27 protein-coding genes are annotated in these 23,248 nt (G+C 54.5%); 14 read left to right on the top strand and 13 right to left on the bottom strand.

The window, feature by feature from the left end:
• The 4 genes from glmS to psmB form a co-directional block, all read right to left on the bottom strand.
• Positions 1-1,809: a glutamine--fructose-6-phosphate transaminase (isomerizing) gene (gene glmS / locus PYCH_RS09400; protein ID WP_013906629.1), complete on the bottom strand. Its 1,809-nt coding sequence runs from the start codon at positions 1,807-1,809 to the stop codon at positions 1-3.
• A 157-nt stretch (positions 1,810-1,966) separates the two neighbouring features.
• Positions 1,967-3,391, bottom strand: coding sequence for a hypothetical protein (locus PYCH_RS09395; RefSeq protein ID WP_013906628.1), 1,425 nt, complete (start codon positions 3,389-3,391; stop codon positions 1,967-1,969).
• Between the two features lie 80 nt (positions 3,392-3,471).
• Complete coding sequence (locus PYCH_RS09390; RefSeq protein ID WP_013906627.1) at positions 3,472-4,527, bottom strand: hypothetical protein; 1,056 nt, start codon at positions 4,525-4,527, stop codon at positions 3,472-3,474.
• Positions 4,512-5,105 carry an archaeal proteasome endopeptidase complex subunit beta gene (gene psmB / locus PYCH_RS09385; protein WP_013906626.1) on the bottom strand — a complete coding sequence of 198 codons (594 nt, stop codon included), beginning with the start codon at positions 5,103-5,105 and terminating at the stop codon, positions 4,512-4,514. Before psmB ends, PYCH_RS09390 begins: the two co-directional genes overlap by 16 nt.
• 70 nt (positions 5,106-5,175) lie before the next feature.
• Between psmB and PYCH_RS09380 the strand changes: the two genes are divergently transcribed.
• The 3 genes from PYCH_RS09380 (at position 5,176) to PYCH_RS09370 (ending at position 8,530) form a co-directional block, all read left to right on the top strand.
• A complete protein-coding gene (locus PYCH_RS09380; protein WP_013906625.1) occupies positions 5,176-6,543 on the top strand; it encodes a TldD/PmbA family protein in 1,368 nt (455 codons plus the stop codon).
• Positions 6,540-7,832 carry a TldD/PmbA family protein gene (locus PYCH_RS09375; RefSeq protein ID WP_013906624.1) on the top strand — a complete coding sequence of 431 codons (1,293 nt, stop codon included), beginning with the start codon at positions 6,540-6,542 and terminating at the stop codon, positions 7,830-7,832. Before PYCH_RS09380 ends, PYCH_RS09375 begins: the two co-directional genes overlap by 4 nt.
• A gap of 92 nt (positions 7,833-7,924) precedes the next feature.
• A complete protein-coding gene (locus tag PYCH_RS09370) occupies positions 7,925-8,530 on the top strand; it encodes a DUF257 family protein (protein WP_048058421.1) in 606 nt (201 codons plus the stop codon).
• Here PYCH_RS09370 and PYCH_RS09365 read toward each other — a convergent pair.
• Positions 8,527-9,084, bottom strand: coding sequence for an ECF transporter S component (locus PYCH_RS09365; protein WP_048058317.1), 558 nt, complete (start codon positions 9,082-9,084; stop codon positions 8,527-8,529). The genes PYCH_RS09370 and PYCH_RS09365 overlap by 4 nt on opposite strands.
• Before the next feature lie 116 nt (positions 9,085-9,200).
• On the opposite strand from PYCH_RS09365, the gene PYCH_RS09360 reads away from it, so the two are divergent.
• Together PYCH_RS09360 and PYCH_RS09355 are read left to right on the top strand one after the other, a co-directional pair.
• A complete protein-coding gene (locus PYCH_RS09360) occupies positions 9,201-10,397 on the top strand; it encodes a cysteine desulfurase (protein WP_013906621.1) in 1,197 nt (398 codons plus the stop codon).
• A 90-nt stretch (positions 10,398-10,487) separates the two neighbouring features.
• Positions 10,488-11,315: a hypothetical protein gene (locus PYCH_RS09355; RefSeq protein ID WP_148236240.1), complete on the top strand. Its 828-nt coding sequence runs from the start codon at positions 10,488-10,490 to the stop codon at positions 11,313-11,315.
• 87 nt (positions 11,316-11,402) lie between these two features.
• On the opposite strand, the gene serK is transcribed toward PYCH_RS09355, so the two are convergent.
• Entirely contained in the window at positions 11,403-12,131 is a 729-nt protein-coding gene (gene serK, locus PYCH_RS09350; RefSeq protein WP_013906619.1) for an L-serine kinase SerK, read from the bottom strand.
• Positions 12,132-12,283: 152 nt separating this feature from the next.
• On the opposite strand from serK, the gene PYCH_RS09345 reads away from it, so the two are divergent.
• From PYCH_RS09345 to pfdA, 5 genes are read left to right on the top strand one after another with little or no spacing between them, the layout of a single operon-like run.
• Entirely contained in the window at positions 12,284-12,439 is a 156-nt protein-coding gene (locus tag PYCH_RS09345) for a 50S ribosomal protein L39e (protein WP_013906618.1), read from the top strand.
• A 10-nt stretch (positions 12,440-12,449) separates the two neighbouring features.
• The gene (locus tag PYCH_RS09340) at positions 12,450-12,731 is read left to right on the top strand and encodes a 50S ribosomal protein L31e (RefSeq protein WP_013906617.1); all 282 of its coding nucleotides are present in this window, start codon (positions 12,450-12,452) and stop codon (positions 12,729-12,731) included.
• A gap of 22 nt (positions 12,732-12,753) precedes the next feature.
• Positions 12,754-13,437 carry a translation initiation factor IF-6 gene (locus tag PYCH_RS09335; protein WP_013906616.1) on the top strand — a complete coding sequence of 228 codons (684 nt, stop codon included), beginning with the start codon at positions 12,754-12,756 and terminating at the stop codon, positions 13,435-13,437.
• A gap of 10 nt (positions 13,438-13,447) precedes the next feature.
• Positions 13,448-13,684 (top strand): 50S ribosomal protein L18Ae, encoded by a 237-nt coding sequence (gene rpl18a / locus PYCH_RS09330; protein WP_013906615.1) that lies wholly within the window; start codon positions 13,448-13,450, stop codon positions 13,682-13,684.
• A gap of 37 nt (positions 13,685-13,721) precedes the next feature.
• Entirely contained in the window at positions 13,722-14,162 is a 441-nt protein-coding gene (gene pfdA, locus PYCH_RS09325; RefSeq protein ID WP_013906614.1) for a prefoldin subunit alpha, read from the top strand.
• Between the two features lie 4 nt (positions 14,163-14,166).
• On the opposite strand, the gene PYCH_RS09320 is transcribed toward pfdA, so the two are convergent.
• Entirely contained in the window at positions 14,167-15,360 is a 1,194-nt protein-coding gene (locus PYCH_RS09320) for a redox-regulated ATPase YchF (RefSeq protein ID WP_013906613.1), read from the bottom strand.
• A 51-nt stretch (positions 15,361-15,411) separates the two neighbouring features.
• Positions 15,412-16,380: a metal ABC transporter solute-binding protein, Zn/Mn family gene (locus PYCH_RS09315; RefSeq protein WP_013906612.1), complete on the bottom strand. Its 969-nt coding sequence runs from the start codon at positions 16,378-16,380 to the stop codon at positions 15,412-15,414.
• Positions 16,381-16,442: 62 nt separating this feature from the next.
• Between PYCH_RS09315 and PYCH_RS09310 the strand changes: the two genes are divergently transcribed.
• On the top strand, positions 16,443-17,222 hold the full coding sequence (locus PYCH_RS09310) for a BtpA/SgcQ family protein (protein ID WP_048058420.1): 780 nt from the start codon (positions 16,443-16,445) through the stop codon (positions 17,220-17,222).
• Here PYCH_RS09310 and PYCH_RS09305 read toward each other — a convergent pair.
• Both PYCH_RS09305 and PYCH_RS09300 read right to left on the bottom strand, forming a co-directional pair.
• Positions 17,203-17,709 (bottom strand): MogA/MoaB family molybdenum cofactor biosynthesis protein, encoded by a 507-nt coding sequence (locus tag PYCH_RS09305; RefSeq protein WP_013906610.1) that lies wholly within the window; start codon positions 17,707-17,709, stop codon positions 17,203-17,205. The two genes, PYCH_RS09310 and PYCH_RS09305, sit on opposite strands and share 20 nt — an antisense overlap.
• Before the next feature lie 139 nt (positions 17,710-17,848).
• Positions 17,849-18,142, bottom strand: coding sequence for a hypothetical protein (locus PYCH_RS09300; RefSeq protein ID WP_013906608.1), 294 nt, complete (start codon positions 18,140-18,142; stop codon positions 17,849-17,851).
• A gap of 118 nt (positions 18,143-18,260) precedes the next feature.
• Here PYCH_RS09300 and PYCH_RS09295 point away from each other — a divergent pair, with 118 nt between their 5' ends.
• Positions 18,261-18,626 (top strand): hypothetical protein, encoded by a 366-nt coding sequence (locus PYCH_RS09295; protein WP_013906609.1) that lies wholly within the window; start codon positions 18,261-18,263, stop codon positions 18,624-18,626.
• 82 nt (positions 18,627-18,708) lie between these two features.
• Here PYCH_RS09295 and PYCH_RS09290 read toward each other — a convergent pair whose 3' ends face one another.
• Genes PYCH_RS09290 through PYCH_RS09280 form a run of 3 tightly spaced genes read right to left on the bottom strand, consistent with a single transcriptional unit; the run spans position 18,709 to position 21,512 of the window.
• Positions 18,709-19,473: a sulfite exporter TauE/SafE family protein gene (locus tag PYCH_RS09290; RefSeq protein ID WP_013906607.1), complete on the bottom strand. Its 765-nt coding sequence runs from the start codon at positions 19,471-19,473 to the stop codon at positions 18,709-18,711.
• 28 nt (positions 19,474-19,501) lie between these two features.
• Positions 19,502-20,497, bottom strand: coding sequence for a M42 family metallopeptidase (locus tag PYCH_RS09285; protein ID WP_013906606.1), 996 nt, complete (start codon positions 20,495-20,497; stop codon positions 19,502-19,504).
• A gap of 13 nt (positions 20,498-20,510) precedes the next feature.
• Positions 20,511-21,512 carry a 2-hydroxyacid dehydrogenase gene (locus PYCH_RS09280; protein ID WP_013906605.1) on the bottom strand — a complete coding sequence of 334 codons (1,002 nt, stop codon included), beginning with the start codon at positions 21,510-21,512 and terminating at the stop codon, positions 20,511-20,513.
• 128 nt (positions 21,513-21,640) lie between these two features.
• Here PYCH_RS09280 and PYCH_RS09275 point away from each other — a divergent pair, with 128 nt between their 5' ends.
• Together PYCH_RS09275 and PYCH_RS09270 are read left to right on the top strand one after the other, a co-directional pair.
• Positions 21,641-22,519, top strand: coding sequence for an ABC transporter ATP-binding protein (locus PYCH_RS09275; RefSeq protein ID WP_013906604.1), 879 nt, complete (start codon positions 21,641-21,643; stop codon positions 22,517-22,519).
• On the top strand, positions 22,512-23,219 hold the full coding sequence (locus PYCH_RS09270; protein WP_013906603.1) for a hypothetical protein: 708 nt from the start codon (positions 22,512-22,514) through the stop codon (positions 23,217-23,219). Before PYCH_RS09275 ends, PYCH_RS09270 begins: the two co-directional genes overlap by 8 nt.
• Positions 23,220-23,248 lie beyond the last annotated feature (29 nt).

The raw sequence follows: 23,248 nt of genomic DNA, 5'->3' as shown, positions 1-23,248 counted from the left end.
TCACTCAACCGTCACGGACTTAGCGAGGTTTCTCGGCCTGTCGGGGTCGTTACCCTTCAAAACGGCCAGGTGATACGCGAGGAGCTGGAGCGGAATCACGTAAACTATCGGGCTGAGAAGCTCATTAACTTGGGGCATCCTGAGGAATTCTTGAGCTACTTCGGAAAGCCTTATGTCGTCGCCGAGGGCAACCACGTAAGCCCCGCGCGCTCTCGCCTCCTCTATATTGGAGAGCATCTTCTCGAAGACCTTTCCGCTCGGCGCCAACGCGACGACTGGCACGCCATCTTCTATCAGAGCGAGGGGCCCGTGCTTCAGCTCCCCGGCGCTCAGGCCCTCGGCGTGGACGTAGGCTATCTCCTTTATCTTCAGGGCCCCCTCGAGGGCCGTGGGGTAAGAGATCCCCCTGCCTATGTAGAAGAAGTCCCTCTTCTCCCTGAGCTTCTCGGCAAGTCCCTTAATCTTGTCGTCGAGCCTCAGAACGGCGTCAACGTACTCGGGCATCCTCCTAAGCTCGGCCTCAAGTTCCTTCAAAAGTCCTTCGTCGGCTGTTCCAAGCTTTCTCGCGAGGGCCATTGCCAACATGCTCAGCACGGTCAGCTGGGTAGTGTAGGTCTTCGTCGCGGCCACGCCTATCTCGGGCCCCGCATGGGTGTAGAGTGTCAAGTCTGCTATGCGCGTCGCCAAGCTGCCGACGACGTTAACTATCGACAGGACCTTCGCTCCACTCCCCTTCGCGAGCTTTATTGCCGCCACGGTGTCAGCAGTTTCGCCGCTCTGGGTTATGGCGATCACGAGGGTCTTATCGTCTATGAGGTCCTCGAACTCGTAGCGAAACTCGCTGGCATCCTCAACGATGGGGATTTTCTTGGCGAGGCGCTGGAAGAGATACTTCCCGACGAGGGCCGCATGGTATGAAGTTCCCATGCCGACGAAAATTATCCGCTCGTATTCTGCTACCTCCTCCGCGACCCTCTCCACAACCTCGGCGTTGCCATAAATGGCCTCCTTTATCGCTTTCGGCTGTTCGAAAATTTCCTTCAGCATGAAGTGCTCATAGCCTCCCTTCTCGGCCATCTCAAGGGTCCACCCTATCTCGTGGATCCTTTTCTCCTTGGCCCTCCCCGTCACGATGTCCTTGACAACAAAGGAGTCCCTCGCAATAATCGCATATTCTCCGTCGTCGAGGAAGATAGCCCTGTTCGTGTAGGCAAGGAAGGCTGGTATGTCGCTCGCAACGAAAGTCTCACCATTCCCCACTCCTATTATCAGGGGGCTGTCCTTTCTCGCCACGTATAGGTGCTCCCGGTCGTCTGCGAAGAGAACGGCTACGGCAAAGGAACCTCTGAGCCTGAGCAAGGCAACACGAAACGCTTCCTCGAAGTTTTTGAACTGCCTGAGGCTCTCCTCGATTAGGTGCGCGATGACCTCCGTGTCCGTGTCGCTCCTGAAGACGTGGCCCCTCCTGAGCAATTCATCCTTGAGCTCGAGATAGTTCTCGATTATGCCGTTGTGGACGACTGCTATCTTTCCGGTACAGTCAAGCTGAGGGTGAGCATTGATGTCGTTGGGAATGCCATGGGTGGCCCAGCGTGTGTGCCCGATGCCCCTGTTTCCGGGGAGTTCAAGAAAGCGGAGCTTCTCTGCAAGCTCTCCTATCTTTCCAGCGCCCTTTTTTACGTAAAGAATCCCCCCGTGCTCCGTGGCTATGCCCGCCGAGTCATACCCCCTGTACTCAAGTCTCTTAAGACCCTCCACGAGAACCTCACAGGCCCTCCTCGGCCCTATGTAGCCAATGATGCCGCACATGCTTCCACCGCCCGGATGTCGGAGCGAATGTTAAAAAGCCTTTGCCCTATCTGGTGGAAGGATGATGAGCTGGATCCGAGCTGACATGATGATGAAGGAGGTTTAGGCTGACTTGAAAATCAGCCTTGAACCTGAATACCTCAGCACCGTTGGGTGGCTAATTGTGGTTTTTGGAATTTATGCAAATTCCCGTTCTTGGGTTGCATGGTGGGGATGGTGATTTGCCATCGGTTATAACGCCAAACACCAAAGGAACGCTCACTTTCGAACCACTTGTTCCAACCCTTACACTCAAAACACTGTACATTGCATAGCAACCCTTCCTTGGCTTGATGTCAACGCTGTATTCTGCCATTGAAGCTGCATTCATGCACTTGTGAAATCCGAACGTCAGGCTGAGTGTGCTAGCCAGTTTTCCAAGCCTCGGGCTTACTCCAGTAAGATACTTTCCGGCGGCATAGCCTATTGGAATGCTCAGGCTGGAGCTCGATGAGAAGACATCACTTTGAGATTGTCTAACATAAACGGCACTTTTCCAACTCCCAGCACTTATCCACTTCCTTCTCCACTCCGCTTCTTTTGAAATGCTCCAGATGTTGGGGATTGTGGTGATCCTTGGGGGATTATTCCCCCGCGACTCTGTGAAGTAAATGCCCCTTGTTGGAGACTCCCATATCGTGTACTTTCCGGTGCTGTGGATTTTGATGGGGTATGTTTGGACTATTTCTATGTCAACGTATTTCTTTGTGAGCTTATCATATGCGGGAACTTTGGCGTGAACCACGATATACTCAACCCTAATGTTCAGATACCTCTCCCAGGTGTTTGAATTGACTGTTAAGGGTCCCAATGATTGATAGCTTACATCAAGTGCCCATCCTTCGAAGTTGTGTCCTTTAGATACGCTGAGGACTGTAAAAGGCCCAACGTCAATTCCAATCGTCCAGTAGCTGTAGGTGCTCCTGCTGAGTAGGAGATCCCAGTCAAAATCAATCTCTTCTGCAACTCGATTTTCTATTTTTAGCCCCATCACTGAAACCCACTCGTCAAAAGTCTTTGCCTTTGCCCTGCTTTCAAAGTAGAAATCCCAGTTTGAGGCTAGGCAGTACCTTCCCCCAAAGTCCATGTAACCATTTGGACAAGAGCCCGTTGCCTGAACATTGTAGCTTCCCTTCAAGTCGAGAAATTCGCCTTCAAGCCTGATCCTGCTTGAGGTTACGCTTTTCACTCCAAGCCTTCCGTCTTTGGTTATGTAGAGGATTAGGGGAGTTGGTGGGGCGTAGAGAGCTTTCTCAGTAGTTGAGAATTCCTTTATCCATTCCTGCCTGGGCACTTTGACGAAGACTGGGAAGAATCCGCCAGCTTTTCCGATTTTCAGTACTTTAACACTCCCATTGGGCAGAGGGTAGTAGATAACGTAGTTGCCCGAACCTTCAATCTTGTACACATCGTAGCCGAATATTCTACTTACGGAGTCCTCGTTATTCACCATGTAGTTCAAGGCCCCCACAATAGTTCCTCCAAAAAGAATCAATAACCAAACTACCAACAAAAATTCCCTACTCACCATAGTTATTCCCAACAACAATCACCCCACACAAACTTATAAAATTTACTTTTCAATAGATGAATTTGTTGGAACCCCCGCCCTTCAGAGGAATGTCATTTCTCCGCCTCAAGAATCGCGTAGCTTCCCTCAACTCTGATAGAGAACCGTGCGTAATCCTTACCCTCAGCCAGCTCCTTTAGGACGGAAGCGAACTCCCTGGCCCTCTTCTCCGACGAGAAGAGAACCTTCCAGACGAGGGCGTGCCTTCCTTCTTTCTCATACAGTACGGCTTCATCTCCCATCCACGTTCGGGCGAGCTCCATAGCCTTCCCCCAGTTCTCAACCCGCCAGGCTAGGAGGAAGACATAGTAAGCCCCAAGCCGTTCTCTAAGCAATACACGCCCCCGAACTTCAAGGGTCACGTTCTCGGGCTCCCACCCCTCAAGGTACAGGGCCGGGAACATGACAACTTTTGTCGAGATCGGTGGCCTATCGTAAGCCGAGTTCACGAGGGCCCACCCGCCCCTCTCGTAAAGGAACGCTACGAAGCGGTCTCCGAAGACGTAGGGGAAGACGTTAAGGCTCCAATAAGAGTTATCCCGGCTGATGTTCGTTATCTTGACTATCTCTAGGCCGTTCTCCCTGCAGAAGATATCTGCCACGATGTCGGCATCTCCTTCTACGAGGGCCCTCAGGGCGAGGGTCTCGTCGAGGGTATTTCCCACGTATTTCGCGTCGAACCATTCCCTCTGGAGCACGTGGACGAGCTCGTGGGCAGTTGCCCTGAGGGCGATGGAGCCTGAGGAAAGGAAATTCTCTCGTATTACGTATATTCTGTCGCCGACCGTAGCCGCTATCCATCCTGCCTTCCTGTCCCTCTCCTTCCTAAAGAGCTCCACGTCTGGGGGGAGCAGGAGCGTCATCTTGTAGAGTTCTTCCCTTAGGCGGATCTCCTCCGTTACCCTTGTGGGCGCGAAGAGAAGGAGGGCATCCTCCCTCGTTATCACAATGACCTTAGGTCTCTCCTTAAAATCCAGGCCCCGAATCCTTTGAACCTGCTCCATGATCCAGTGGACGTTTTTGAGAACCTGACCCGTGGGCGAGAGGGCGGATGAAGTTGAGAAGAGGAGAAGGAGGGAAAAAAGTATGGCTGCTACTCCTCGAACCAATACTCCCTCATCCCTTCCTTTGTTATTGTCACAACCTGAACCTTTCTGCTTCCCGTGTAGACGTCCCTCTTTCCTGCTACCTTCACAGCCTTGACGGCGAGCTCCTTGGCCTCTTCAATGCCCATATCCTTCCTGTAGCCGTCCTCCAGCACAGCAATCGCGAAGGGGCTTCCTGAGCCGGTGGCGGTGTAGTCGTCAAATATCAGGCCGCCGAGGGGATCGAGGTTCGCTATTACAGGTTCTTCAACGTAACCGCCGATGACTATCTGGACGAGGTAGGGGAACCACTTGTTTTCGTTGAGTATGTTGCTGAGCAGGTTGGCCATAGCCCTGGTGCTCATGGGCCTGCCCCACGTGAATTGATAATATCGAGCTTCCACTTCTAGGATGCGGGCGAGCATCTGGACGTCCCCCACGCTTCCCGCAGTCGTTATCGCTATCCTGTCGGTGATTGGGATTATCTTCCTAATGTTTAGCGTTTCAACCATGTGGTCGAGAGATGCCTGAGTATCGGCCGCCAAGACTACACCCTCGTCAACCCTTATTCCCACGGTAGTGGTTCCAGTTTTCTTCTCCATGCCCACCACCTAAATTGGCCTTCGGCCCCAGACTTTTAAAGGTTGGCTATGAGTTCTTGTAGGGTCGAGGATGGACGTCGAAAGAATTCTGAGGCTTGCCGAAAGGATGGCTGAGAGGTATGGGATTGAATACTTCGAGGTAAGGGTGGCGAGGACGAGGGCCGTCCTTATCGAGATGGAGAACGGGAGCCTCGAAACGCTTGAAGACAACTTAGAGGTCGGCATAGGGGCTAGGGCCTTCGCGGGGGCTTGGGGCTTCTCCTCCTCCAGCGACCTCTCGAAGGCCGAGGAGGTAATAAAGACCGCCATGAAGATAGCGAAAGTTTCAGGGGGGGACTCCAAGATATTCATCGGGGATCCAGTTGTGGATAGGGCTGAGATGCCCGTAAGGGAGCCCTTCACGGATATCGAGATAGGGGACAAGGTGGCCCTAGTGAGGGAGGTGGATGGTCTCCTGAAGGGAAAGGGTATAAGCGCTCGGCGGGTCGTCTATGTGGATGGCCTAAAGGAGCAGATATATTTGAACTCAGTCGGGAGCGAGATACAGACCGTCGTCCCGAGAATAAGGCTGAGCTTCTCCGTGACGGCTAAGGGAAACGGGGGCATGCAGGCATACTGGAAGACGTTCGGCGGAACGGTGGGTTGGGAGCTCGTCGAAGGTATTGACTTCCCACATTGGACCTTCTTCGTGAAGGAAAAGGCCCTTGAACTCCTCAGGGCGAGGACACCGCCCTCGGGCGAGTTCGATGTCATAATGGATCCCGAGCTGACCGGAGTGTTCATTCATGAGGCTCTCGGTCATGCGGCTGAGGCCGACTCCGTGAAGAACGGGGAGAGTATCCTGGAAGGGAAGCTCGGCGAAAAGATAGCCGTAGATGGATTGAGAGTGGTTGATGACCCTACCCTGCCCGGAAAGTTTGGCTCCTACGTCTACGACGACGAGGGAATCAGGGCGAGGCGGGTGGAGATAATAAGGGATGGTATCCTCGTGAACTACCTCAACGACAGGGAAACTGCAGCATTGCTTGGCCTTGAGCCCAACGGACACGGGAGGGCTCAGAGCTATGCCCACCAGCCCCTCGTGAGGATGTCCAACACCTACTTGGAGCCGGGGGATTGGTCCTTTGAGGAGATGGTCAGCGAGGTGAAGCGCGGTCTTTATATGATAGGGGACAAGGGTGGTCAGGTTGATACTGCCAACGGCACCTTCACCTTTGGGGCTAAGGAGGGCTACATAATTGAGAACGGCGAGATAAAGGCTCACGTTAGAGACGTGGCCCTCTCTGGCAAGATACTCGACGTGCTGAGGAACATAAGGGCGATAGGAAAGGACCTCAGGATAGAGTTTCCGGGCTACTGCGGTAAGGGGCAGTGGGTGTCCGTGGATGACGGTGGGCCCCACGTGCTTACAAGGGCAATCGTGGGGGGATTAGGATGATAAATGCAGTGGAGGAGCTCGTCAAAATCCTTGAGGGCAAGAACATCGAGTGGGAGATTTACTGGGAGGAGAGCAGGAGCACGTCCTTCAAAATTGAGAAGGGGAAAATTGAGAGGGTTCAGCAGAAGTTCTCGGCTGGCATAGGACTGAGGGTTGGAGTCGGGGGAAAGCAGGGCTTTTCCTACATAACTGGCTTGGAACACGATAGGAAAACGCTCGAGGAGTTCGTGAAGAGGACGGTGAAGCTGGCGAGGGTCGGGGAAGTAGAGTTCGTGGGCCTTCCGACGCCGAAGGGAGTGCCGAGGGTCAAGGGGCTCTATGACCCCCAGATAGCTCGGCTCGGCTTCGAGGAGGGTCATGAGATGGCGGAAGCCTTCGTCGAGGGGATGGCCGGGAAGGATGCCACCTTTTCGGGGAGTCTCGGCTACGGCGTCGGCAGGGATGGAATAGTCAACTCCAATGGAGTTGAGTTGGAGTGGGAGGGGACCGCATTTACCCTTCACGCCTATGCCGTGAGAAAGGACGGGAGGACGGGAACCGGGAGCGAGTACAAGGCCCTGAGGGAGCTTCCGGGAGAGGAGGTCTTCGATGAGGTCATAGAGAAGGCCCTCTGGGAGCTGGAGCTGAGCTATCAGGCGGGAAGGCTTGATTCCTACGAGGGGGAGATAATCTTTGAGCCCCACGCCCTTGCATCAATCCTCGACGTTCTCCTGCCGAACCTCCATGCGAACACCGTTTACCACGGGAGGAGCAGGTTCAGGGAGACGGATGTCGAGGTTGCCTCCGAGGTCTTTACCCTTCTCGACGATGCGACCCTGCCCGGTGGCGTGGCGAGCTATCCCTTTGACGGCGAGGGCAATCCGGGTCAGAGGACCGTGCTCATAGAAGGCGGAATCCTGAGGAGTTTCCTCTACGACGAGAGGTATGCAAGGCTCATGAACGCGGAGAGCACGGGAAACGCCGTGAGGGACTTCAGGACGGCTCCCTCGATAGGGACTAGCAATGTCGTTGTCAGGGGGAAGGGGGAGAACCTTGAGGATCTCGACAGGGCGATCGTCGTGAGGAAGGTCTACGGGGAGCACACGGCGAATCCTGTCAGCGGGGACTTCTCACTCACCATCGAGCTTGGCTACGTTGTAAAGGGGGGTGAGGTTAGACCCTTCAAGGACAACATGCTTGCGGGAAACATCTTCGAGTTCCTAAAGGACATTGGGGCCGTTGGGAGGAAAGTGGAAGTCATTGGGAGCTTCGTCTCTCCAAGGGTGCTCTCCAGGGCAAGAATCGTATGATAATCTCCGTCCCTGAGGGTGAAGCTTTCAGGCCTATCAAAGCAAAAATCCTATATACTGTCTCATTGCCCCATATTTTGAGGGATGATGCCATGGACGTGCGGGAGTTTCTCTCGGCCTTCAAGCTCGGGGAAACAGTGCTTGTCGAGCACTCCTCCCGTTCGAGACCTGAACTATTGTTCTATCAGCTAGTGGTTGGGAGTTCCCTGCCAGTCGTGGTGGATGATATAATGGACACCCTCTGCGAATACCTCGCAAGGCTGAAGCTTGCAGGCTTTAACACATCCCCCTTAGAAGAAATTTCCGTGGTAAAGGCTGAGGGGTTCAAGAAAGTTGGGAACGTCATCGGGAAGATAGAGATGGGAAAGTACGTGATGGATGTCGGGGAATACAATAAGATTCTCTCAAAGGTAGGTGAAGGTCCATTCGTAAACCCGGTAATCGGCATGCATAAAATGTTTCTCCTTGGAACAATAAAGGAGGGCATGAGGTTAGTGAAGACGATATCTGAGCATGTTGGTAATGAAAGAAGGGTGGCGTTCTATTTTCTGAACATCGACGCGCTCAAACCGGTCCACTCAGAGATAATTGCCCTTCTCGAGGAAATAGCAACGTCGGTGGTTGTTCTAGAGGGTAGGGAAGTGAGGGTAGTTAAAACCATAAAAGAGGACCTGGAAGGTAGGAGCCTGAGGTTTTAAATGATGTGTCCGAGCCTCTTCGCCACAGGAGTAGCGATCCAAGCAGCTCCTAAGATGTCTACCACCGTCTGAATGGCGTTGGGGAGGACTATTGCCAGCCAGAAGGGGAGGCCAGTCATCTCTTCAACCTTTCTTATAAGCAGATCACCTCCAACCCCCAGCCATAAGGGGAGGGCAAAGTAGTAGTTGAGGACGAGCATCAGGGGGCCCCTTATTGCGACCGAGGTAGCATAACCTAGGGCGAAGAACTTTATTCCTACATCGTTGACAAGTCTCTTCGCAACTTCGAGGCCTAAAAGGACGCTTAGCGTCGCGGCGAACTTCATAGATGCCCCAAGGGGACCCGCCGTAGATACGAGGCTTATTCCAAGGGCGAGGACTGCGAGACCAAAGATGGCCGTTCTTAGGCCCGTGAGGAAGTAAAGAAGAACTATGGGCACGGCCACGAGGTCTATGTTCATTCCCCACGGGGTCTTGAACTTGAGAGGACTTACCTGTAGGACGAGCCCGGTGGCCGCCATGAGCGCCGTAAGGGCTACCTCCTTCGCGTTCATGACACCACCCGGGCCCGTATTTGTTCCGAAATTTTTAAGTTTTTGTTCCATAAATGGAACAAGATTCAATGAACAACAGTTTTAAGCAGGAGGTGCAACACCCTTCGGTGATTTCCATGAAGATTCCAGACGACGTGAGGAAGGACATCCCCCTGACAAACGAGGTTATATATTTCGATAACACCGCAACTTCCCTCACACCGAAGCCTGTAATCGAGGCTATGACTGAATACTACCTCAAGTACAGGGCGAATGTTCACAGGGGAGTTCACCGCCTCTCCCAGATGGCGACTCACAAGTATGAGGAGGCCAGGAAGGTCGTCGCAGACTTCATCGGAGCCAAGTTCGAGGAGATAGCCTTCACGAAGAACACGAGCGAGAGCCTAAACCTGGTGGCGCTTGGCCTCGAGCACATTTTCAAGAAGGGAGATAAGATAGTTACGACCCCTTACGAGCACCATTCCAACCTCCTGCCCTGGCAGAGATTGGCTAAGAAGCTTGGCCTAAGGGTGGAGTTTATCGAAGGGGATGACGAGGGCAACCTCGACCTGAGTGACGCTGAGAAGAAAATCAAAGGAGCAAAGCTCGTAGCCGTGCAGCACGTTTCCAACGCCCTCGGCGTCATCCATGAGGTTGAAGAGCTTGGGAAGATGGCAAAGGAGGAAGGGGCAATATTCGTCGTTGATGCTGCCCAGAGCGTGGGCCACATGGGGGTTGACGTTAATAAGCTCCACGCGGACTTCCTAGCTTTCTCGGGACATAAGGGGCCTATGGGGCCGACGGGTATAGGTGTGCTCTACATTAGGGAGGAGTTCTTCGACATCTTCGATCCTCCTCTCATAGGAGGCGGGACAATCGAAGATGTCGACCTCTGCTGTTACACGCTCACCGAACCACCTGAGCGCTTCGAAGCTGGAACGCCCAACATAGGTGGGGCCATAGGGCTGGCCGCAGGCATCCGATACATAGAGAGAATTGGGCTCGACAAAATCGAAAGGCAGGAGAAAAAGCTCGTCAAGAGGACGACGGAGGGCCTCGACGCTCTCGAAATTCCATGGTACGGGCCAAGGGATCTTGAGAAGCATGCTGGCGTGGTCAGCTTCAACGTTCCACCGCTCCATCCACACGATGTAGCTGCAATCCTCGACGAGCACAAGATAATGGTCCGCTCTGGCCATCACTGTGCCCTTCCCGTCATGAAGAGGTTGGGAATAAACGGCACCGTAAGAGCGTCATTCCACGTCTACAACAGCGTGGAGGAAGTCGAGACATTCCTCGGCGTCCTTGAGGACCTCGTCAGATCCCTCAGGTGATTTCTTTTTTCGTTTCTAATCGTTCCTTTCTGAAACCTTCGGAAACGAACGGGTTTCTAATAACTCGAGAGGTCGAAGCATCAATCGGTGATGTCCATGAGGATCGCCGCTGGACTGATGGTGTTGCTCCTGCTCGGCTCTATCGTGCCCCTCGCGACCGCGGACTCGACGGGAGACGGCAGGAACATCTGCATGAAGGCTTCTCACATCCTGGAGCACCTTGAGCGAGTCGATGTACTGACAGCCAGGGTGATGGGTAGGATAAATAACTCGGCGCTCTTGGAGGAATATAGGGCGGCAAAGGAGCTCCTCAAGGAGGCGAAAAACAAGTATGAGGCCGGCGAGTGCGAGGTGGCAGTTTCAACGGCCCTTAAGGCCATGAAGCACTATAGGGCTGTGCTGAAGGTGGTGAGGAAGGAAGGGGCCCCGCGCATATCCCTGAAGAGGATCGAGGATTATCTCAGGAAGGTTGACAAGTTCCTAGACTTTGCTGAGAGGGCGGGAATAGACGTTAGGAAGGCTCGAGAGACCCTTAATGAGCTTCGGAAGGTTTACGGGGATATGAGGGCCCACGCTAAGGAGAGGAATTGGAGGGCCCTCAGGAAGGACATAGAGAAGTTCAGGGAGAGGCAGGAGAAGCTTGAGAGGGAGCTGAGAGAGATAAGGAAGCAGCTTCTTGAGAGAAAGGCTGAGAGGATAGTCAAGGCGTTCCTGATAAAGGGAGGGAGGGCCATCGAGCTGGCCAAGAGTCTGAACGACCCGAACATTGTTGAGCCGCTGGAGGAGTTCTCAAAGCTCTACGAGAGGGTAAAGGAGCTGGCTGAGGCTGGTAAGTACGAGGAGGCCCTGAAGGAGATAAGGGAGAACGCTGCCGTTATTCGTGAGTTCTATCGGGCCCTTAGGGAAGCCCGGGGGTAGTCCTTATTCTTTTATCTTTCCGGCGAGCTTCGAGTGCTTCATGTGATCACCAAAAATTATAAGAAAGGAAGGAATTTACGCCTTTCGTCAGAAGAGGTCCTCGAGCTTGACGTCAATCTTGTCCGGGATGAATGGGAGGACGTGTCTGGTCGTCTTAGGGGAGAACACCTCTCCCCTCTTCACGAGTTCCATGACCTCCTCCTTCGTTGGGGCCTTCCTAATGAAGACGTAGTCGATTTCACCCTTGGCCATATCCGCTTTAGCGTCCTCCTTGAGACCGTAGTAGACGAGCTCGACTTCGCCTGCCTGATCCATCTCATCGAGGACCTTGCTGACCTTCTTCTGCTCCTCGAGCCCACCGGGTATGGCGAAGCTCCTCTTGCCCACGAGGGCGAAAGCTATCTCTCCGCGCTCGGCCTTCTCTTCGGCCTCAGGGTCCTCAACGACATCAAGACCTTCTGCCTTCAGCTTCTCGATGACCTTCTCAAGATCGCCCCTGAAGGCTGGGTACCACGTGTACACCTTGACGCCCTCATCAAAGTAGTCGAGTATCACGGAGGGGGCCCTCTTCGCTCCCAACTTCTGCAAGCCCGCCCACCTGTGGTGTCCATCGACTATAAGGTACTCGTCGGTTCCCGGAATCTTTGCGAGCAGCATCGGCTTCCAGAATATTCCTGAACCCGTGACGCTCTCTATGAAGTCTTCGAGCTCCCTCTGGACGAGTTGCTCATGGGGCTTCATCTTGTCGAGCTCCACGAAGACAAATTCTACTTTTTTAACGGGGATATCGTACTTTGGAACCTTCTCGACGCCCATGTCCACCACCCCAAGTTTCATACGTGTAAAAGTCCCCGCCGGTTAAAAGCTTTCCCTTTGCCTTCGGACGAAAGCCTTTTAAGGCTCCCAAGTGTAGGGAGAGCAGGCGATTTAGCCAGCTCATTCCTCTATCGCTTTAGGGAGGGATAGGCATGGCGAGGAACAAGCCCCTTGCGAAGAAGCTCCGGCTTGCAAAAGCCATGAAGCAGAACAGGCGCGTTCCGGTGTGGGTCATCGTTAAGACGAACAGGCGCGTTATAACACACCCTAAGAGGAGGCACTGGAGGAGGACCAAGCTCAAGGAGTGAGGTGGTGTAAATGATAGAGCCGGGGCAGGAGGTCGTGTTCACCGTCCCGATAAGGAAGATAAAGAAGATAGTTCCAAGGTGGAAGAGGGCTCCAAGGGCAGTTAAGTTCGTCAAGGAGTTCGTGAGGAGACACGCCAAGGTTCAGGAGGTCATAATAGACCCGAAGCTCAATGAAAAGATATGGGAGCGCGGCATCGAGAAGCCCCCGAGCAAGCTCCGTGTCAAGGTTAAGGTTGAGGAGGAGGAGCGCGAGAATGGCAAAGTCAGGATAGCCTACGTTTCCCTTGCCTGATATATTTTCGTGAGGTGGAGGAATGCACATCGAGAGGCTCGACTTTGAGAATTCCCCTTACCTCGGCGTGTTCGGAGTTGCCACGGATAAGGTAGTCCTGATTAGGGAAGGCCTCCAGGAAAAGAAGCTCTCCGTTCTTAGGGAGGTCCTAAAGGTCCCTCTCGTCGAGATTAGCATAATGAAGTCTCGGATAATCGGAATATTTATCGCCGCCAACTCCAACGCAATTGTAGTCCCATGGTACATATGGGACACTGAGCTGGAGGCCCTCAACAGGGCCCTTGACGAACTGGGCCTGGATATAAGGGTGGAGCTCTTCCAGAGCAAGCTGACGGCCCTCGGTAACTTGGTCCTCGTCAACGACAGGGCGGCACTGGTGAGCGCTAAGTTCCCGAGGGAGGAGGCCAAGAAGCTCGAGGACATCCTCGGCGTTGAAGTGGAGAGGGGTGTAATAGCGGGGCACCACGCCGTTGGAAGCGCGGGCGTTGTCACGAACAGGGGCGGTCTCGTGCATCCCGAGGCTACTGATGAGGAGCTCGAGTGGCTGAGGGACCTGTTTAAGGTTGACATCTACGTGGGGACCGCCAACCAGGGTGTTCCCTTCGTGGGCTCCTGCATGCTCGCCAACTCGAATGGCGTCGTCGTTGGCAACCTCACAACGGGTCCCGAAATAGTTAAGATTGAAGAAGCCCTCGGGTTCCTGTGAGGTGGTGGGGATGGACGTCAAGGTCTTCCGCGTTATGGGGTTCTATGAGAAGAACGGGAAGAAGTTCAAGTTCACGAAGGAATACAGGGCCCTCAAGGAGGAGCACGTGAAGGAGCTCGTCTACTCGGAGATAGGTAGCAAGCACAAGGTCAAGAGGAGCAAGATAGTCATCCAGGAGATTAAGGAGATACGCCCCGAGGAGGCCGAGGATATAATCGTCAGGCGCCTCAGCCTCGAGCTTGCCTAAAGCTTTCTTTTTCTTCCTAAACCTAGGGGTGATGGATATGGCCGATGAAAAGGAGCTTGAAAAGCTTGCCTATGAGTACCAGATGCTTCAGGCGCAGGCGCAGCTCCTCGCGCAGAACCTTGACCTCCTGACGCTCGCGAGGAACGAGGTTCAGGCGGTGAAGGAGACTCTCAAAGGTCTCAAGAAGGTCGAGGGCGAGCCCGAAATCCTCATACCGATAGGGGCCGGTTCTTTCTTGAAGGGAGTTATAGTGGACAAGGACAGGGCAATAGTTAGCGTTGGGGCCGGTTACGCCGTCGAGAGGAGCATAGATGACGCCATAACTTTCCTCGAAGGAAGGATAAAGGAATACGACGAGGCCATAAAGAAGACGCAAGAGACCCTGCACGGGCTCGAGCAGAGGATTAAGGAAGTTGCCGTGAAGGTCCAGAAACTCCAGCAGGAGCAGGCCATGAGCTTTAAGGTTCCGAAAAAGTGAAGAATCAGCGGGTCACCGCTACTATCTTTATTATGTCGTTGAACTCCAGCTCGTAGTCCTCGCCGACGCGCCTCTTCGTCTTGGCGTTCACCGCGTAGAGGAAACCCTCTCCGAGGTCTGTGTGGACCTTGTATGCCAAATCCCTGGGGGTGGAGCCTCTCTTCATCAAGTGGACGTGCGGCAGAACGTTGCCAAAGCCGTCGGTCAACTTATTCTCGTCCTCGACGGGATATACTGGTATTAGCCCAAGGAGCTCAAAGACTGCCCTGTTTATGACCTCCTGCACTCCGGTGCTACCGAACCTCTCGAGGACACGCTCTCTTATCAGCTTCAGAGCCTTTTCCTGCTTGGAGCTCATAGGTTTAAGGATTTTGAAGTCGCTTGAGCCCGGCACGTAGTCTATGAACCCCGCCTTAGCGGCCTTCCTCAGGGTAAGCTCGGCTGCTGCACTCGTTGGAACAACGATGTATCCCCTTCTCTCGCCCTCCCGCCTGAGCCTTTCTATCTGCTCATCGCTCGCTGCATCGGCCTTATTGGCCGCTATTATCATGGGCTTATTTATACGCCTGATGGCTGAGGCGAAGGCGAGTAAATCCTCGTCCCTCCACCCCGTTGGGTCGTCGCCCAGGCCGAGGTTGTGTATTGCTGCCCAAACGTCGTTTTCGCTTACGCCTATGCCGCTGAGATGCTCCGCTATTGCCCTCTCCAGGGGGATACGCTGGAGCTTTATCCTCTTGGCGAACTTGTCCCAGTTCTTCTTAAGGATGCCGTAAATCCAGTAGTTTATCTCCTTCTCGAGGAACTCAATGTCATCAACGGGGTCATGGTAATCGGTGGGCTGGCCCTCGGCGTCCGTCTTTCCGGTAGCATCAACGACGTGGATGAGGACAGAGGCCATCCTGAGGTCGTCGAGGAACTTGTTCCCGAGGCCGCGCCCTTCATGCGCTCCGGGAACAAGGCCGGCTACGTCAATCATTTTCACGGGTATCAGGGCGAGGCCGTTCCTGTACTCGTAGTTCTGTGGGTTGGGCTTGCAGCCCAGCTCCTTGCAGGGATGCTCCGCGATGACGTAGGTAACTCCGACGTTTGCTTCTATCGTGGTGAAGGGATAGTTGGCTATGTCAACGTCCACGAGGGTTGCGGCGGAGAAGAAGGTTGACTTTCCGACGTTGGGCTTTCCCACAACACCAATCTCCATGCAACCACCTGGGGAATGTTGGGGGTAGGGTTAAAAGGGATTGCCCTATCCTCAGATGGGGCACTTCCTAATCACGACGCCAATGGCCACCCCGAGTACAACCCCTACGAGAAACGAGAGAAGGGCATACTCGGTTCTCGAATCTTCGGTTGCCAAGCATATGACCTCCCCCTTAAGGGCCGTTACGATGCTCCTAGCGTTCTGGGCCAACACCTCCGTGTAAGGCTTTCCTGTCCACAGGACGGTAATGTTGGTTAGGGGAATCCCCATCCTCCCGGAGAGCTCCTTCGCGGCTCTCTTCAAGGCCTCAGGTGTATTCTCGTCATAAACCACGATGTTGGCGTCAAGGCTGGCGAGCTCGTCTAGGCTTCTCGCCGGAACCTCTGCCTCGGGCTTTATTGAGGCGATAACTTCGAGGCCCATCCATTCAAGGGCGTACTGCTGGGATGGAAGCTCCACGATTGCCCTCTTCCCAGTTGCTATACCTGAATAGGCTTCCATTATTCCCTCGACCTTAGTCTCAAATCGCTCGTAAGAGCCCCAAAGCTCCCCCGCCATCTCCGGGTGCCTTTCCGCGAGGGCCACTACAACGGCCTTCGCGATTGCGAGGGCGTTGGTAGGGTCCAGCCACATCCCGTGGGGATTTGCCTTGTGGCCGTACCATCTCTCGGGCAGGTAGTGGAATCCGAAGCGGGCATAATCCTTTACCCCGAGGACCCTCCCCCCTATTCTCCCCTCCTCCTTCAGCTCGAGTATCCTCTGCTCGGCCGGCAAGTGACCGGTAGTCACGATGACCTCCGCTTCCTCCAGCAACTTTACCTGGTCTGGGGAAAGCTGGTACTGGTGGGGCTCAACGCCGGGTGGAACTAGATAAACTACTTCGATTTGCTCACCTAGAGCCTCCTTGATAATTTCGGCGAGAGGAGGAAGGCTCACAACGACGAGGGGTTTCTCCGCACTCACGGGAGCTACAAATCCGAGTAGAAGGGCGAACATAAAGGTTACTAAAGCCTTCTTCACGCTATCACCCCTCCTCCCTCCTCGGATAATGTTAAAAACCTTCCCTCCCACTCAGAAACATGCTGGATTTTTCAAAAAAGCCCCTCATCGGGATGGTTCACCTCGAGCCCCTCCCCGGATCATACCGCTACGGGGGAGACTTAGAGACCGTGCTTGAGAATGCTCTTAAGGACGCAAGAACGCTGGAAGAGGCGGGCTTCGATGCTCTGATAGTGGAGAACTTCGGCGATGCCCCTTATCCCAGCAAAGCCGAACCTCCGACGGTGGCGGCAATGGCGGTTATAGCGAGGGCTATTGCGGAAGAAGTTTCGATACCCGTTGGCGTCAACGTCCTAAGAAACGATGCCGTTGCCGCCTATTCCATAGCTTATGCGGCAAGGGCGGACTTCATAAGGGTGAACGTCCTGAGTGGTGTCGCCTTCACGGATCAGGGGATTATAGAGGGGGTTGCCTGGGAATTAGCCCGCCTTAGGAAGCTCCTGCCATCGAAAATCGCGGTCTTCGCGGACGTCCACGTGAAGCATGCCGTCCACTTTGGCGACTTCGCTTCAGCCCTTTTGGATACCGTCGAGAGGGGCGGAGCCGATGCTATCATAGTCACTGGCAGGAGGACGGGGGAGCCCGTGGATGTAGGCAGGTTGCGACTCGCGAAGAGGATATCCCCGGTGCCTGTGCTAGTGGGCTCTGGCGTTACGCCTGATAATCTGGGAAAGCTGTGGAGGCACGCTGACGGCTTCATAGTTGGCACGTGGATAAAGGAAGGAGGGAGAGTAAGAGCGGAGAAGGCAAGGAGGCTTTTGGAAGCTACTAAGAGGCTAAGGGCTACTCCCTGGCGTGCTTGAGGATGTGGAACACCTCGGCCTTCAGTATTTCGAGACCCGTCCTCACGGCATTCATACTGCCCGGAAGAACAACTATCAGGACACTCCTGCTCCCTCTGATTATTCCGGCCGTTGCCCTCGTCAGAACAGCGGCCGTTCCGACCTCCTCGTAGCTCTTCAGCCTGAATACCTCGCCGAAGCTCAGCTCCTTATCGAAGAGGGGCCTCAGGCTCTCCACAGTAACGTCCCTGGACGTTATTCCCGTGCCCCCCGTCGTTATCACGACGTCAGCTCCAGCCTTTATTGCCTCGAAGACAGCGGCGAGTATCTCTATCTTGTCGTCGGGCACAACCTTGTAGTAAACATGCTCTCCAAGCCCCTTTAGGGTCTCGATTATCAACTGACCTGCCTCGTCCGTCCTCTCGCCCCTGCTGGCCTTGTCGCTAATTGTCACAACACCAAACCGGAAGCTCTTTGGTGCCTCCTTTCTGTGCTCCTCGACACCCATGATACCACCGGGAAGGACTCGACTTCTGCCTTTAAATCCCTGCCGGAAGGCTTAAATCGCTGGAGACCATTTCAGGTAAGGGGATGGAGGTGAGGAAGGCCCTTGTAATCCTTGCCCTGACGCTCATCATAGTTGCGGCTCAGTGCCTCGGAGGTGAGACGACAACGACTTCTGAGGCCTCTTCCCCAACGCAGTCTACAACTCCACAAACTACCGCAACGATGACGCTCTCAACTGAAACTGAAACCTCGACGATGCCCTCCTTCACCACTCCCTCTACAATCGAAACACCCTCTCCGACGGCGAGCCCAGAGCCAACACCCACACCAGTTACATCCCCCGCAACTACGACGACTACGACAACGATACCGCCCACACCGGTTACATCACCCGCTCCCACGACCACAACCACATCTTCAACGCCGACCGCCACCCCGGCACCAGAGGAGACCTTCCCAAAGCCCTTCCCAAAGTGGACGGGCCAGATAGACGAAGACCTGCTCCACTTTTACCTCTACGGGAGCGACAAATGTGGCAATTGCCTTGATACAATGAAGGCCTTGGCGGAGCGGTTCGGCAAGGACAAGGTTACCTGCTATCTAACCTACAAGGGCAGGAACGCCACGGTTCCCTACGTCTTTTACGAGGCTTACGGGTTTAAGGTAATTCCCGTCGTCGGAATAGCTTACAACGGGACAATAGTTGCCGTTTACAGCGGCAGGCTGGCTCCGGACACGGCTCTCCTCCTCGTCAGGGACGCCCTCAAAATGGGAAGGGTTATAATAATGGGGAGCACGTATTCGACGTCCACGGCGGACCCCGAGGACAGGGAGATATTTGACAGGATATTCATCCTGAACGAGGCGCCCGAGACATACGATGATATCCTAGAACTCGCGGAGGAGCTGAGGCGATGAGGAGCCTCACGGAGCTGAGAGGGTGATGTGGGGCATACTGGCCGAGCCCTTTTCTTTCTCTCTCTCCTTCAAGAGTAAAACATCAGGGGGCCGGATATCCCAGTCCCTTCAGCACCATCCTTAGTGCGAGGAGGGCCATGACAACCGCGAAGGCATTCTTGAGTTGCACCGCCTTCAGCCTCTTTGCCAGCCTCGCACCGAGTTGGGCTCCGAGGATTAGGCCGGGCACGAGTAAGGGTAGCCATTGCACCTCGACGTTGCCGAGAAGGTAGTGCTTTATCGCCCCGCTCGTCGACGTGAAGACTATGGCGAAGCTTGAGGTGGCGACGGCGTAATGTATGGGTAGGCCGAGCCACGTCAGGAACGGCACGTTGATTATCCCTCCGCCGACGCCGAGCAACCCGCTGGCGATTCCCGCGAAGAAGCCGCCGATTGGGACGAGCCTGTAGTCAACCTTCACATCCTCAAGCCTGACCTCTGTAGGCTCCACCGGCTTCTTTCGATAGATCCTCACCGCGACGAGTATCAGCGTCAGTCCGAAGATTATCTTGAGCATCTCGGCGCTGATTAGACTCGTCAGCCAGGCACCGATGTAGGCCCCCACTATGGCGGTGCTCGCCAAAAGAAGGCCTGCCTTGTAGTGTATCCTTCCCTGCCTGTGGTAGGCGTAGGCTGAGCTGAGCGAGGTAAAGACGATTGCCGCGCTCGACGTTCCGACGGCCTTGTGGATTTCAACGCCGAGGAGGTTGAGCGTTGGGACTATCAGGAAGCCTCCTCCGAGGCCGAAGAGAGCCGCTAGGGTCCCAATAACGATGCCGACAGCGAAGTACCCGAGGTATTTGAGCAAGGGATCACCTCCGGTGGAAGTCTAAATTTCAGAGCTCAAAGACTACTGCCTCAATGAGCTTTATCAGGGCCTCGAGGTCGGCGAGATGGAGCATCTCGACCTCGCTGTGGAGATACTTGATGGGAATGCTGAGGGCTAGGACCTCACTCTTGCTCTGGAAGACAGAGGCATCAGTTCCTCCGCCCGTCACGCCTATCTGGATGGGTATCCCGTTCTTCTCCGCAATTGCCCAGACCCTTCTGGCGAGCCTCTTGGTGTAGATTGCGGAGTTGTCAACTGCCCGTATAACGGGTCCGCTTCCCAGCTTAACGTCATCCGTTAGGGATGAGCAGCAGGCGAATGAATCCACGGCGAAGGCATACCTCGGATTATAATGCTCCGCCAGGAACTTGGCTCCCTTCAGCCCTATCTCCTCCTGAACGGTGAAAGCGAAGATGTATTTGCAATCAAGGTCGTGATCCACGAGGTCCTTTATGGCTTCGACGAGGGCGACGACGCCGAAGCGATCGTCGAGGGAGCGAGTGGAGACATAGCGGTTGTTCAGCACGGCGAAGTGCTTCTTGAAGACCGCGAAATCTAAAACTTTAACGCCCATCTCGAGAGCCTCTTCCTTGCTCTCGGCACCGATGTCTATGGCGAGCTTGTTCCAAGGAACGATGTCTCTCTTTCCATCTATGTTGAGGTGCGGGGGAATGGCCCCTATGACGCCATCCAGCCTGCCGCCCTCCGTTATCACGTCGACGTGCCTTCCGTAAAGCAGGCGGTCATCTATACCACCAACCTTCCGGAAGACCAGTTTTCCGTCCTCCCTGATGCCCGTTATCAGGAGCCCAATCTCGTCCATGTGGGCCATGAAGATAGCTTTAAGCTCTCCATCTCCTAGCTCGACGATTAGATTTCCAATTGCATCAATGGTAGCATCGGCATATGGATCGAGCCACTCCCTGAGCTTCTCCCTGACCTTCTCCTCGTAGCCCGAAATTCCGGGGATGGAGGTTATTTCCCTAAGCATTTCAATGAGCATTCCAATCACCTCCTCAGAGCATCTTAACCTCCTCGGGAGGCCTAACCTTAAGAACTTCTCGGTTCACGAGATCCTTTGGCACTTCACCGCGAAGCACGGCGAGCAGGTTCCTAACGGCCTGGAATCCCATGTCCTCCATGGCCTCCTTGCTTAGGCCGGCGTAGTGCGGCGTTAAGACGGTGGTCCACTCCATCCCAAAGAGCTCGTGCTTCGTGACGGGTTCCCTCTCAAAGACGTCGGTTGCATAGCCCTTGAGCTTGCCTTCCTTTAGGGCCCTGACGACGGCCTTCTCGTCCACGAGGGTTCCACGCCCTATGTTGACGAGGTACTTCCCCTCCATAAGCTTAAGCCTCTCCTCGTTGATTATGTGGTAAGTTTCAGGCGTCGCCGGAAGTGCGAGGACGATGATGTCAGCCCTTTGGAGAACCTCTTCTAGGGGAAGATACCTGGCCCCAACATCCTCTTCGATGTCAGGCTTCCTGCTCCTCGACCAGTAAACGACTTCCGTACCGAGGGCCTTGACGCGCCTTGCTATGGCCTTACCTATGGCTCCCATTCCCAGTATCCCGACGGTCTTCCCGTAAACCGTTTCTATCTCCTTGAAACGACTCCACACTACGCGATGACTTTTCCATTCTCCCGCCCTAATAAACCGGTCGGTGTGAGGGATTTTCCTAAGGAGAGCTATCATTAATCCAACGGCGAACTCGGCAACGGCCTCACTCAACCAGCCGGAAACCTTTGTGACGTAGATTCCCCTCTCCGTCGCGGCCTTCACATCAACGTGGTCGTAACCGGCCGAGTGGCAGCTTATCACCTTCAGCCTCTCAGCCTTCTCGATAACCTCGCGCGGGATCGGGTTCAGCGGAGAAACTATTATTCCGTCGAACTCGGCAATCTTCTCCCCGAGCTCTTCAACGCTCGGATAGAGGAGAATTTCAACATCCGTATACCTCTCCAGCTCCTTCAGGGGGCCGCTTTTCATCTTGAAGAGCACAGCGACCTTAGGGCGCATGGGACCACCGTTAAGATATCCGTCGAAAAGGTATAAGAAAGTTGAGGTTGGCCTCAAACCGAACATCCTTGACTCTCGGAAGGAAAGACATCAGGCTTATAAGTTCTCGCATACTCTAAGGGTGTGTCATGCCGACGGTGGAAGTTTACGGTCTAACTAAGCGGTTTGGAAGCGTGACAGCCCTCGAAGACGTTACCTTCGAGGTAGATGGGGACATAGTAGGCCTCATAGGCCCCAACGGTGCCGGGAAGACGACGCTCATAAAAATCTTAACCACCCAGCTGAAGCCCACCTCTGGAACGGCGAGGGTTCTTGGCTTTGACGTTTTAAAGGAGCCAATGGAAATCAAAAGGAGAATCGCCCTCCTGCCCCAAGAGGTCAGAGCGCACTTCTACACCCTCACGCCGAGGGAGTATATCTACCACTACCTCAGAATGCGCGGCCTTCCGAGGAGCAAAGCGAAGGGAAAGGCCAGCGAGTGGGTGGAAAAGCTTAACCTCTATTACGCGGACAGGCCGATCGTCGAGCTCTCGAGTGGGATGGTTAGAAAGGCCCTTCTCGCGATGGTTCTGGCCTACGACGCTGAGCTCTACTTTCTGGATGAGCCGACGGTTGGCCTCGACCCCTCTGCGAGATTCGAGCTCTGGGACGTTCTGAGGGAGAAGTCCGAAAACGCCACGATTTTTCTAACAAGCCACTACGTGGACGAGATCTCCAGGGTATGCGATGAGGTGATGCTCCTCAGGAGGAGGGTTCTCCTGAAGGGGAAGCCGGAGGAGATAGCCAGGCTCTACCTTCCGCACTTCAGAAAGAAGGTGGTGCTCTTTGAGAGCTTTGAGCTAGAGGGTTTCACATCAAAGCGCGCCGGGAGGTACACCTTCGTCTACCCCGCGAGCGAGACCGAGCTGAGGGAGCTTGAAGGCCTTCTCCTCGATAAGGGCGTTCCCTTCAGGGTGGAGGAGCTCACAATCGAGGATCTCTTCCTGATGGGGTGGGAGCATGATTAGCATGCTGGAATACTATGCGAGGGCCTTAACTAAAAACCGCTCCTCTCTCCTCAGCTTCGCGATTCAGCCGCTCTCGTTTATCTTCCTCTTGACAGTCATCAGCGGTGGACGGCTCCTTCCGAATGCTCTAATCGGTGCGATGGTGAGCTTTATCGCCGGCGTCGGAATAACTGACCTGGCCATAGAGTTGGCCGGTCTTAAAACCCGCTCGAAGTTCTACGACATTCTCATAACCCTCCCAGTGCATCCACTCAAGCTAGGACTCGGCATCTCCATTGGAATGAGCCTTCCCGCGCTGCCTTACCTGGTTCTGCTCGTTCTATCCCTGGCTTACCTCGAAGGTCTGTCATTCCCCAAGGTTCTCTCGCTTCTCGCGGCTCTTGCCCTGCTATGGCTCTGGAGCGTCTTCGTAGGCCTTTACCTGGGGGTGAAGCTGAAGGAGCCCATCGTTATTATGCGCGCCTCAAACATAGCGCTAACGCTCCTCACGGTCTTCCTGCCCGTTTACTATCCCGTCGAGGTCCTGCCGAGCGTTCTCCAAAAGCCTCTACTACTGCTCCCCACGAGCGCCTCCGCTTATCTAATAAGGTCGCTCTACGAGCCCCTGCCTTACTGGAATCTCTCCCTCGTCGCCCTGCTCACGTGGGCTGTCCTCTCTGGAATGCTGGCTTTTCGGGAGGGGATTTTCAGGGAGGAGTAGTTCTGTGTTACCTTTTTATTATCAAAGAC

The organism is Pyrococcus yayanosii CH1, from assembly GCF_000215995.1.
GTDB classification, from domain to species: Archaea; Methanobacteriota_B; Thermococci; order Thermococcales; family Thermococcaceae; genus Pyrococcus; species Pyrococcus yayanosii.
This window is presented reverse-complemented; position numbering and strand designations above follow the sequence as displayed.